This is a genomic window from Thalassoroseus pseudoceratinae (genome assembly GCF_011634775.1).
GTDB classification, from domain to species: domain Bacteria; phylum Planctomycetota; class Planctomycetia; order Planctomycetales; family Planctomycetaceae; genus Thalassoroseus; species Thalassoroseus pseudoceratinae.
In genome coordinates, this window is sequence record NZ_JAALXT010000004.1 from 531,151 (window position 1) to 543,440 (window position 12,290).

Here is a 12,290-nt window from a genome sequence, read left to right on the forward strand (position 1 = left end):
CATCCACATCAGCGACTGGTTCCTCGTCGTCGGGAGACTTTGTATTCGAGGAGCACCCAGCGAATGACACAATGCATAACGAAATGCTCAATATCAGGCTCGGAAGCCAATGTTTTCGATCCAATGGAGTCGTCCTCCTAACAGCGTTTACACAAGAGGCCAAGGGAAATGAATGCCGATTATTGGTCATCAGTCACTTGCCCGTCGTGAATTCGAGTCAGCAACGCATAGGTGCTTTGATCCATGTTTTCGTTCAGGAATTTGACGGATCCGTCTCCAAAGAGATACTGGGCACCGCCCGGGTGAACGCTTGAGGTCACGCCCACGTGACTACGAGAATCGGTCGCTGTCGATGGTCCATTGATGTGATACCGAGTGTTATTGTTGTGGTTGGGGTCAATGTTCGGGTGGTTGTTGATGAAAGTCCCATACCGCCGATAGCCACCCCAAATTGGCGTATAAGCATCATTAGTTCGGTTTGCAATCGCGAGCTCGCCGACAGCAATTGTGCTACTAAGACCATCACGCACAGCAGCGAACTTGGCAGCACCGTTGAAGCCAAACATTCCTTGATACTGAATGCCCGTGCGTCCATCCGAGAGGTTGCTGGCACTCGTTTGGTACACTCTGTAGTAGGCCCCCCCCGGCCAACCGTTACCATGACCGCCAGCGCAGAAACCATAGTTGGTTCGGGCATGATTGGCATGGTAACCTGTGACATCTGAGCGGACCTCAAGATCGTCGCCGATATCCGACGGACATAGCAACATCGGAATCTTCGTTTGGACAAGCGTCACATTGGGGTTCGATGCCGCGTCCCAAACACCGGCAGGACCGGTGGCATTTCCTGGGTTGCTGTCCAGATAGTTGTTGGACATCTGGTTAAAGTCCCATTGCTCATGCATGTTGCCTTGCTCAATAAATGGCAGCAACAAAACCCAACCAGTGTGATTCAAAGCTACGTGGGGTGGGTCGACTGAGTGGCTCCGCCCCGCATTGATCACGCCCGAAGGAAAGACGTCATAGACATCATGGTAATTGTGAAGTGCGATCCCAATTTGTTTGAGATTGTTTTTGCACTCAGTACGCCGAGCCGCTTCCCGTGCTTGTTGAACAGCAGGTAGTAGCAACGCGATGAGGATTGCGATAATTGCAATCACAACGAGCAACTCGATGAGGGTAAAACCACGACGGAGCGATGTTCGTGACATCACAGCCTCCAACAGAAAGGAAGAGAGAAGAGATGCGGAGAATCCGCGTTAGTGTGACATGATGCCAAGGGAAGGCGATATCCTCCCAATAATTTTCAAGTTATCGACGATTTTCGATTTGTCCACTAAAATCAACAGAAAAGTAAATTCATTTGATGCAACCCCTATACATGGCATTAACTTCCGAATTCCTAACAACTCCAAAAAAAATTAGAAATTCCGGCAACGAGTAGCACACTTGTCAAGCGTATTCACGACGTCAAGTTTGACTGGTCCCTGAGAACAAGACGCGATGATTCCAGCAGTGCAAAGTTGCTAGCATCACTCGAAAAGCACGCCGAGATCGACAGACGGAACTGCACTTATTCAAGAAAGCATCGTGTGCTACGAAAGACGATTTCGCCGATTCTGCGTGTTCTTAATGTCTGACAAGTTAAGCACGTCCTACGATCTCGCACGGCGAGACCAATGTTGCGGAACGAGTACGAGACCGCTTATTCCGAACGATTCACGTAATCCTTACGTACGTTGAATTAGCCGGACTTCCGAGAAAGTTCCTAAGTTGCCCATTGAGACGGGTCTCTATAAGGATGTACTATAGTAGGGCGAACGCGCTTTGTTCCGCGGGGAGTCCGAGTTGCGACGAATGGATGTGTCGAAGTGATCCTCGAAGCGGAATGGTCTTCAAGAAGGACATACGAAGACCTGAGTTAGCGATTTTGATCGCTCTCGAAGAACTCAACTCATCATCCAATCGGTTTCTTCTCGAAGCTGGGCAGCGACATGGCTAATTGTCCTCAGTGTCAGGTCAATCTCTCTCAAGACGATCTCGAAGCATCCCGGTGTTCCCAATGTGGATACCAGTGGAATGCCGATGAAGTTCCTGCGGATGTTCCCGCACCAGATGCCGCTGCCGGCCATTGGTCCGATGACCAAGACGACGGTGGCGTGACGATCGACGTGCGCGAGATGTCGAGCCAGGAGATCCAGCGTCTTGAACAAGTGTGGGGCACATCCGCAAATCAAGATGCCACACCGGGAATGACGATCAAGGCCCGGGACGACCAATACCTCGATGAAGACTTCAACAAGGGTGGCGGTGGTGCACAATCCGCGGATAGTGGTCCGAACGGGGACTCCGCGACGGGCGATAGTGAAAAAACAATGACCGCGCCCGGTTACGCAGCCGATCTTCCGCCGGCCAGTCCCGAAGACAAGGAAACCAACCAAGCCAGCCCGACCGACGAGGTGCCACCAGTGGATCCTTCGGACTCCGCTGACGATGACGAATGGTCCGCGGACAGCCATGAAGTGACCGTCGAATCCAACGAATTCATTGACGAAAGTCAATCGGCCGACGATTTGCGAACCATTCCCGATGTGGCTGCGGGCGGCGATTCGGAAGAGATTGACCACGAATCGGCCACGTTCGCATCGGATGAGTTCATCTCGGATGACGCGGCGGAATCGGCATCGGATTCCGGCGACGAGAACGACAGTTACGATCAAACCATTATTTCAGACGAATTCGGTGAGTTCGACGAATCGCCCGATTCGAAGACGTACGAGTCAGACGCTGATCTCGAAAGCGACTTCGACGAACTTGGAGCGACCATCCCGGATGTCGGTTCCCTCGGTGCCAGTTTGCCGCAAGAAGATCGAGGCGATCAAACAATCGTCTCGGATAGTTTGGAAGTTGAAGGTGCCGATTCGGCCGACCAAACGTCCAAGACCGACGAGTTCGATGCTGCCGGGTCAATGGGACCACCTCAGGACGACAGTTACGATCAGACAATCGTTTCGGATGAATTCGCTTCGGACTCGAAAACGTTCGACTCGAACGAGTCTGGTGGAGTCTCGAACGATCGCACGGCTGCGATGGATGCCGACGATTTGAAACGTTCGTTGTCGTCCGGTGGGTTGGTCATCAAACGCCGTTCGCTCCGTTTGGAGGGAACTCCACGAGCCGAAGATGCCGACTATGTGTTGATGAACCTGCTCGGCGAAGGCGGGATGGGCAAGGTCTACAATGCCCGGCAGACATCGGTCGACCGCTCAGTGGCCGTCAAGATGTTGAAGGTCAAAAGCAAAAAACTCCGCGAACAACAAGCGAAGTTTTTGACGGAAGCGGTTGTCACCGGTGACTTGGCCCATCCGAACATTGTGCCGATCTACGATGTGGGCCAAGACGAAGAGGAAGCGTTGTTCTATTCGATGAAGCACGTCACGGGGAATCCGTGGATTGATACGCTTCGTCAGAAACCGTTGGATAAGAACCTGGAAGTTCTGATGCGAGTCGCCGACGCCATGGCGTTCGCACACTCGAAAGGCGTGGTCCACCGCGACCTCAAACCCGAGAACGTGATGCTCGGTGAGTTCGGTGAAGTCCTGGTGATGGACTGGGGCCTGGCCATGCCGACCAAAGAATTCTCTCACGGCAAACGGGGGATCACGCCCACGAACAGCATGGGCGGGACGCCCGCTTACATGGCACCGGAAATGGCGACCGGCCCGCTGAGTTCGATCGGACCAGCCAGCGACGTTTATCTCCTGGGAGCAATTCTCTACGAAATTGTCACCGGCGCTCCCCCGCACCGTGGCAAGAACGCCATGAAGTGCCTGATGGCGGCGGCGAAGAATGTCATCCATCCTGCGAAAGAAGAAGGCGAGTTGATGTCGATTGCCATGCGGGCAATGGCGACCAACCCGCGAGAGCGACACGGCAGCGTCCATGAGTTCCGCACAGCGGTGGAGGATTACCTCACTCACAGCGAAAGTTACGAACTCTCTGATCGAGCCGAAGACGACCTACGGGAAGCTCGGGAAACCGGAAACTATCAAACCTTCAACAAAGCGGTATTCGGTTTCGAGGAAGCACTTCGTCTGTGGAGTGGAAACAAAACCGCCGCGACCGGTCTTGCAATCACTCAGGTCGCATACGCCGAACGTGCGTTGGAGAACTCCGACTTTGACTTAGCAGCCTCGCTGTTGGATCAGAATGATCCCGACCATCAACCAATTTTGGCCACGATCGCCAAGTCCAAGAAGGAACGTGACGACCGCATTCAGAAATTGAAGCGGGCGAGACAGGTCGGATATGGATTGGTCGCAACGATCTTGTTAGTCGTTTCGGCGGCGTTCTTGTGGGTGAATGCAGCTCGTGCGGAAGCCGAAGAACGACGAGTTGCGGCCGAGAACAGTGAACGTCGGGCGGCAGGATCGGCTGCAATTGCCGACTTCAACGCCATCGAAGCGGGAATCCAAGAAGAACAAGCACTGAGAAACTTGGCGATTGCGGAAGCGGCGAAGGAAGCCGAAGCGGTTCAGGCTCGTCGGGCGGCCGGTGAAGCCGCGATCGCGTTCTTCAATGCCATTGAAGCCCAAGCTCAGAAGAAGCAAACCGAACAGGCGTTGCTAGCGGCTGAACTGGCTCAAGCGGCCGAGGAAGCCCAAGCGAGAATTGCAGCGGGTGAGGCCGTTATTGCGGACTTCAACGCGGTTCAAGCGACGGTCCAGCAACACAAAGCCGAACTGGCTCAATTGGCGGAAGCCATCCAAACACGAATTGCCGCCGGTGAAGCCGCCCTCTCTGACTTCAACGCCGTTCAAGCCTCCGTTGAAGAGCAGAAAGCTGTGGCGGCTCAGAAAGCCGAAAGCAAGCAACGCAAACGGGCGGCCGGTGAAGCCGTGATTGCGTTCTTCAATTCGATCGAAGCTCAAGCACAGCGAAAACAAGCGGAGATCGCTCGAGCCGCCGAGGTGATTCAATCTCGACGTGCAGCGGGTTCGGCTGCGTTGTCAGACTTCAATGCGGTTCAAGCCTCCGTCGAGGAACAGAATGCCCGTGTCCAAGAACAACGAGCCGTCGCCAACCTCGACTTGGCGTTGACCGAACGGAAACGAGCCGACGGTGAAGCCGCTGTGGCTCAGTTCAATGCCATCGAAGCTTCCGTTCAACGGACCATCGCCGAAGTCGAGCGGAATGAAGCCATCTCCGCTCGTCGCCGAGAAGAAATTGCTCGGAAGGCCCAAGAATACGAATCTTACGGGGCACTGATCGGTTTGGCGAAAGCGAAAATCGAAGAGAATTCGTTCGATTTCGCCCGGGACTTGCTCAACCAAACCAACCCCTCATTCCGGAACTGGGAATGGGGTTATCTGATGCATTTGTGCTCGCAAAGTGAACGTGAGTTCGAGCAAGGCAAGCGGATCGAATCCATTGCATTGTTCCACCAAGACGATCGCTTTGCCATTGGTGGAGCCGAAGGATTGGCTCGAGTTCAAAACCGATTGGACAAAGACGATGTGCAAGACATCCCCCTGCCCGCTTCGGTGAATGTTCTCTCCATTGCCGTCTCGCCCGACAACCGTTTCATCGCCTTGGGAACCGACGATACACGCAACGGATTCATCAAGTTGTGGAATGTCGATAACCAAGAATTTGTCGAAGAATCATTCGGACCGCGAGACATTTTCTCGATCGCTGGCAACGAAGATCAACGGATGGCGTTGGGTCACCTGAACCATGTGGTGAGTGTGGAATTCTCACGCGATGGCCGACTCTTGTTGACGGCATCCATGGACCGAACGGCTCGACTGTGGAACGTCGCCACCGGCGATCTGATCCGCACGTTTGACGCTCATAGCGACTGGGTCTGGGATGCCACGTTTGCCTCCAACGACTCCGGGTTGGAAACGCAGATTATCACTGTCAGCGAAGACGGAACCGCCGTGGTTTGGCGAGACCCCACCGGACAGTGGACGGAAGAAGCGAACGTCAGTTTCTTGTTGCCGTTCCGAGGACACACTGGACCAGTTTACTCGGTCGCGTGTTCACCGGACGGTCAAACCGTCGCCACCGGCGGATACGATCGGAAGATCCTGGTCTGGCAACCGGAAGACATTCCACAACTCACGCAGAAGGAGTACTTCGCGAAGCTCTACCGCAGAGAGCCGGTTCCCCGAACGAAGTTCACAGTCCTCAGCGGACACTCAGCGCCTGTGACAAGTGTCAGCTTTGCTGATGCCACCTCGTCACCGTTCAATACCTCTCAAGATTTCTTGGTGGTCCTCAGTGGTGCGAACGACAATCTCGTGAAGGTCTGGAAAGTTGCGCGAGGGACCACGACCGCTCAGATCACTCCTCAAGTGACGTTCAAAGGACATGGCGGCTGGGTCCGTGATTGTGTCTTCAGCCCCGATGGAACTTGGATTCTCTCGACTGGTCATGATGGTTTCGTGCGACAGTTCAGTACCGGCGAGAACGCCGAAGACGCCATCTATCTCGTTGATGGCCCCGAACTCGGCGGTCACGCTGCTTCCATTGAAGATGTCGCCATCACGACCCGCGACGGTGAACGACGAGTCGCCACCGTCAGTCGTGACAAGACAGTCAAAGTCTATAATCTGAACCGGAACCAATCCGACGATGCTCTCACGGAAACGCTCACCGAAGGCCATTCGCCGGATGCTTCCGTGCCATCGGGGATGTTCCTGTCGGATGGGCAGACGTTCGTCAGTTCCGCTTCTGATTCAACGACACGCATCTGGGACCTGACTTCGGGCACTCAGCTGATGACGTTGGAAGGAACCGGCGACGGCTCCGCGTTGGCGGTATCATCGAGCAAGGGTCGATGGGTCCTCACCGGTGGCGGCCAAATTGATCCTGAAGACCAATCCAGCGCATGGCAGGCAAAACTTTGGGACGTGACCGACCTCGGATCGTCGGATTCGTCATCGATCAATACCCCACTGGTGAGCTTCGCCGAACACCCGACGCCAATCAACGCCGTCGCGATCTCGAACGACGTGAATTCCAATGGCCAACTCGTCCTGCTCACTGCCGACCGAGCCGGCCGGATGCAGCTGTGGGCGTGGAAGCCGGGAGCGAAAACGGTCACACTATTGCGTGCTATCGCCCCATTTGAAGGCAAATACGCTCACAAGGGCGCTATCGTGGCGGCGAAGTTCCTGCCCAACGACGATGTCCTCGTGACAGCCGGTGCGGACCAAGTTGTTTCCCTATGGAACGTCTCGACGGGTGAGGAAATCACAGACCGTCGAATGCCACACCCGGGGGCAATTTTCTCAATGCAGACGACCCCCGATGGCAGTCGTATGGTCACGGCTTGTGCTGATGGAAAGGTTCGTGTCTGGGATCTGGCAACCGCGGAAGTCGAGCGAGTTTATGCACCGCATGGGGGACTGAAGACACTTCTCTCAAACGTACGACAGGAATTTCGCTCGAAACGCCACTCGACCGAGATCATGGAGCGAGCGTGGCAAATCGTCAATGCCAATGGTGACTTGTCGAACTTCCGCGAGCGAGGCGGTTGGCAACAGAACGTGGTGACTTTGCTCTATCAATTGCCCAAACGGGTCGCCCAGACAGCTGCGAACAAAAATCTGTCGACGGACTCCGTAGCCGCCGAATCTCGTTTGGCCAAGGAGTTCGCCGAGCAATTCGCAGAGGAAGTTTTCGACGGTGTCAGCGTGGATTCGCTTCTGCAACCGCGAATCGGATCGGTGGCGATCTCCCCGGATGGCGGGATCGTGCTCGCCACAAATTCCCAAGATGCCTGGACGCATCTTTGGAATGTCGAAAACTCAGCGAACGAAAACGCGACTGCCGACCAACACCTGAATGCGAACGGGCGACTTCTGCAAGGCGTCATCTTCTCACCGGAACCTGGTGTGAACCGATTTGCTTTGCTGGGTCTGGCTGATGTCCAGGTCTTTACGATTGAAAAGGGCTTTGAGGATCAATCGAACGTCCAGTTGGTGATGTCCTTTAACGCTCACGATCAAATTGTCTCCGCCGACTTTGCTCCCGACGGTCTGCACCTCGTTGCAAGCGGTCTCGAAAACTCGGCTCGCGTTTGGGACGTGCAAGCACGCCGCACGATTGTCAAACTCGAAGGGGCACATCGTGGACCGGTTCTTAACGCTCGTTACTCTCCCGATGGCCAACGTATTCTGACAGTCAGTGCTGATGGCACGGCGAAACTGTGGTCGATCGAGCCGGTGGATGTCGATGGCGAAACCCGCCTGAAAGCATCGGTGGTTCAGTCATTCACAGGTCACCGCAGTGACGTGACCGACGGGGCATTTTCGCCAGATGGGCAAACCATCGTCACCGTTTCCAAAGACCGAACCATTCGCCTCTGGGATGCTGCCACTGGAAAAGTCCAGTTCACCAGCCCGGCCGAGGAAGACTCGCTGTTGTGCGTCGATTTCTGTGGTGACGGTCAGCGAATCGTGGTCGGTCACAACAACCGTATCGCGACCATGTGGAACCTCGAAAACCAAAACGGTGAGTTGTCACTTCAGAAGAAAATGACATTCGCCGGCCACTCGGCAGCCGTTACGGATGTTGTGTTCTCGCCGTTGGAAGACTTCAACAACAACGGTCAGCAAGATGAATTCGAAACCTACGGGGATCGTATGATGTCGGCCAGCGAGGACAACAGCGTGATCGTCTGGGACACGCGAATTCCTGAAGAGGACGGCGTGGATGTGCCACAGGCGAAACAAATTCTCACGCTTCGTCGACATACTCGTGCCGTGACGTCAGTCCGCTTCGCACCGGATGGCCGATTGGCTGTGACCGGCAGCGAAGACTCGCGAGCCATCTTGTGGCCCACGAAAGATTGGCGAACGGAAAAACACGAGGAACTACTCAAAGAAAAAGAGCAGAACGTAGCCGATCGTGTGCAACCCGCGAAGGAAATCGAAACCGCCGAGCGGTAACTGAAGTTTGCAGACCTCGCCGCAACCGTGGTTGCCCGTGAGTCGGTTTAAATCGGAGACTTGTCGAAATACAAGTCGATTCCAATTCACGACGGGTTTGGCGATGATAGCCCTGCCCGTCGTTTTTTTGGAGATTCGATTTCATGAGTTTCATGGTGGCGTATCTTTCGCGAGGTCGGTTGTTGGTGCAATCGCCTGGCGAATCGGCTCGCGAAGTAGAAAGTCTGTTCGCTCGGCAGACGCAAGAACGTCGTGAACGCCAACGCCAAGCTCGAGGATGGCAAGAGTCCAGCGGCCTTTGGGGCAACATGGCGATGGAGGAAAACCCGTTGGAAGCGATGGCCGCAAACGTGGCTGTCCGCCGACCGATCCGGTTCAGTTCGCTCGCACCGGGACATGATTCCGGAGATGTCTTCTATCTGCTCGATCTTCACGGCGTGAACGGATTGTTTCGCTATAACGCCGCACGGGATGAAGAAACTCGGTTGATGCACCGCAACGACTTTCCGGCTCGCGATTTGGCTTACCATGCCGCATCGAAGAGCCTAGCTTTTTCACTGCCTCGGGAAGACGGTTCGGTGGGCATTGTTGTCGGTGAGAATGACGGGCGGTTCCTGCGTGACATCACTCTCGGTGATTCCCTCGACGAAAGTGCCCAATGGGTGCCCGGAGAGAAACGCCGGCTCGTGTTTCAGTCAGCCGGATTTTTGCGGGATCACCTGGGCTATCCGCGAGGAATGTCGCCGTACCGCATCGAGCAAGCCGATTTAGAATCCGAAACATTCGAAGTCCTGCTGGAAGAGTCGGACTCCGATTTGTTGCACCCAAGAGTTACTGACGATGGCGATTTGTATTTCATTCGACGACCGTATCGCTTCCAGGGGCCGCAACGTCGCAAACTCGGAACAACGTTGAAAGATATCGTGCTGTACCCGGTCCGATTTCTGATTGGGATGCATCACTTTTTTAGTTTCGTCACAACGGCTTTCGGAGGTCCCCCGTTGATTTCCTCCGGTGGTCCGAAGCGTCAGCAAACGCCGGAAGCTCGGTTCATCATGCTGTCCGGGCAAGCGATCGATCTGCACAAGCTTCAACAGAAAAGCACTCCCGACTCCCCCGCTGGATTGGTCCCGAATGATTGGCAACTCGTTTGCCGAAAACCCAACGGAGACGAAACCGTTTTGGCCGAGGGCGTGGTCCATTACGATTTGAATTCCGCGGGTGAAATCCTTGTGACCAACGGCAGCGTGATTCGCAAAATTTCGGCCGACGGAAAGACCGATCGCATCGCCACCGACCAACTCATCGAGCGAGTGGCGTTCGTGCCGGTCACGAATGACGAACATTAGTGTGAGTTTCCGATCATTCGTCGGTTATAGTGATGGCTCTTGTATCCGCGTTCGCCTTTGAGTTCAAAAAAACCATGGTTTTGCTGCTGACCGTTTGTTGGTTCGCCTGTGTGATTCTCATCAGTCAGGCCATTACGCGGATGGTGACGTCGGCCACAAACGGATTCGTCTTTCGGCTACTGGTTTTTCCGGGCGTGTTAGTTCACGAGCTTTCCCATTACGTCGCATGCAAACTCACCGGAGCGCGGGTCGAGAAAGTTCAGTTGTTCGGGCGGCTTCCAAGTCCCGACTCTAAACCCGTCTACGGTGGCTACGTGATGCATGGGCCATCGAAGCTGCCGCTGGTGGGTGATTTGCTGATCTCGTTCGCCCCCGTGTTCGGGGGGTTGGGCACGATGACTTTGCTCACCGTCCTCGCTGGCGATCCGCTTGGACTTGATCAAAGCCCCGCCGAAGCTGTCAGTGACGATGCATTGCCTCAGCACAATCTTCAAAGTGCATTCTGGGGGATGATCTTCACGATGGGACGGCTACCGATGAAAATCTACGAGAACTTCACGAGTTGGAGTTTCTGGGGATACCTCTATCTCACCGCGTCTATGGCGGTCGCGTTGGCGCCGAGTCGGCAAGACTTCGCCAACTCTTGGCAATATCTTTGGAAAAATTTTCTCTGGCTCGTGTTGCTCTTGGGCGTTATGTATCTCGTGAGCCGGATTCTGGGAACATTTATCGACAGCGTGATCGCCCCGTATCTGGTGGGACTGTTCGCGTACACGATTTCGATTCTGCTGATCGTGCTCGTCCTCACAACCATCGTCACACGGGTTTGGTTGCTAATCCGTCGTCGTCCGAAATCGTCGTGAACAGACCAAACGTGCGTTCAAGGTTCTATTGTCTTGCCGTCGGCACTGTCGCCATGAGATCGAGCGTGCGTTTTGCCGCTTCACGGACATCGGCACTTTCGTCTTTCAACGATTCCCGGATATCCGTCATCGCAACGGCGGAATGTGGCCCGAGATTGCCAAGCGCGATGAGTGCCATCAACCGATGATGCTCTGCCTCGGACTTGAGCAACCCTCGCAAAGCCGGCACCAGTTGCGGCGGCGGATCTTGGAATAGCGACAACGCTGTTGCAATGTTAATCCGCACATCCGCCGACGGATGACTCAACGCTGTCGGCAAGACCTGAAAGACACGAATTCGCAAGTCGTCGGGAAATGACGGATCGACCAACAACGTCTCCGGAAGAATCTGCAAGAGCATCATGGAGGCCAACTCTTGCTGGGTTGTCGATTCCGTGGTGGCATTCTTCGCGGCGAGTCGATCGAGCAACACCGGCACTGCATCGGGACCGAACCGCAATAATTTTGCCTCGGCAACTTGGTAGTCGTCCGGCTTTTGACTTTCGTACGCAACCTGCATTTCTTGGAAGGTGTGTGCGGCGGCGGTCATCTCGGCTTCACGGGTCGGAACCCGCAGAATTCGAGTATGCGGCAAGAGGTTCGATGCTTCCACACGTTCCGGCGTTGCGACCGGTGTGGACGTCGGCACCGGTTCCGGCGTCGGCAATTCGGTTGGGAGTTCCAACTCGGTTGGAATTTCCAGAGACACCAACTCAGTCTCCGCTGGTTTCTCGGGCACGACTGGTCGCGTTGGAGATGACGACTCCACAACGGGGCCGTTTGCAGCGGTTGCACTGGCGTTCGGCGTTGGTTTTTCCACAACCGGTTGGTCCGGTGTCTCCGACCCGCAACCCGGACCGACAATCATGCCGATCACAAGCAATCCGGACCACTGATTTCGTTGTGAACTCGATGTTCTCTGCATGGTTGCGCTCCTTCGCAATACGGATGCACTGTCTGTTTCGGTTGGTTGGGTCGTGAGATTCGAGCGCAATTCGCCGTCTGTGCGCATTCTTGATGGAGCCGGTTGGTTCAAGCATTTGAGTTGGACGCGACCGATAGTTCTCATTAGTCTGTTT

5 protein-coding genes are annotated in these 12,290 nt (G+C 55.0%); 3 read left to right on the forward strand and 2 right to left on the reverse strand.

What is annotated here, in order from left to right:
• Positions 1-179 precede the first annotated feature (179 nt).
• Complete coding sequence (locus G6R38_RS16485) at positions 180-1,211, reverse strand: DUF1559 domain-containing protein (RefSeq protein ID WP_166828145.1); 1,032 nt, start codon at positions 1,209-1,211, stop codon at positions 180-182.
• 783 nt (positions 1,212-1,994) lie between these two features.
• On the opposite strand from G6R38_RS16485, the gene G6R38_RS16490 reads away from it, so the two are divergent.
• The 3 genes from G6R38_RS16490 (at position 1,995) to G6R38_RS16500 (ending at position 11,172) form a co-directional block, all read left to right on the forward strand.
• Positions 1,995-8,960 carry a protein kinase domain-containing protein gene (locus tag G6R38_RS16490; RefSeq protein WP_166828148.1) on the forward strand — a complete coding sequence of 2,322 codons (6,966 nt, stop codon included), beginning with the start codon at positions 1,995-1,997 and terminating at the stop codon, positions 8,958-8,960.
• 143 nt (positions 8,961-9,103) lie between these two features.
• Positions 9,104-10,309: a hypothetical protein gene (locus G6R38_RS16495; protein WP_166828151.1), complete on the forward strand. Its 1,206-nt coding sequence runs from the start codon at positions 9,104-9,106 to the stop codon at positions 10,307-10,309.
• A 32-nt stretch (positions 10,310-10,341) separates the two neighbouring features.
• Positions 10,342-11,172, forward strand: coding sequence for a zinc metalloprotease (locus G6R38_RS16500; protein ID WP_166828154.1), 831 nt, complete (start codon positions 10,342-10,344; stop codon positions 11,170-11,172).
• A gap of 25 nt (positions 11,173-11,197) precedes the next feature.
• Here the strand turns inward: G6R38_RS16500 and G6R38_RS16505 are convergent, their stop codons facing one another.
• Positions 11,198-12,136 carry a HEAT repeat domain-containing protein gene (locus G6R38_RS16505; protein WP_166828157.1) on the reverse strand — a complete coding sequence of 313 codons (939 nt, stop codon included), beginning with the start codon at positions 12,134-12,136 and terminating at the stop codon, positions 11,198-11,200.
• Positions 12,137-12,290: the final 154 nt, after the last annotated feature.

What these genes read in the sequence shown, in the direction of transcription:
- G6R38_RS16485 (WP_166828145.1), bottom strand. Translation starts at nt 1,211, where the DNA reads ATGTCACGAACATCGCTCCGTCGTGGTTTTACCCTCATCGAGTTGCTC.
- G6R38_RS16490 (WP_166828148.1), top strand. Translation starts at nt 1,995, where the DNA reads ATGGCTAATTGTCCTCAGTGTCAGGTCAATCTCTCTCAAGACGATCTC.
- G6R38_RS16495 (WP_166828151.1), top strand. Translation starts at nt 9,104, where the DNA reads ATGAGTTTCATGGTGGCGTATCTTTCGCGAGGTCGGTTGTTGGTGCAA.
- G6R38_RS16500 (WP_166828154.1), top strand. Translation starts at nt 10,342, where the DNA reads ATGGCTCTTGTATCCGCGTTCGCCTTTGAGTTCAAAAAAACCATGGTT.
- G6R38_RS16505 (WP_166828157.1), bottom strand. Translation starts at nt 12,136, where the DNA reads ATGCAGAGAACATCGAGTTCACAACGAAATCAGTGGTCCGGATTGCTT.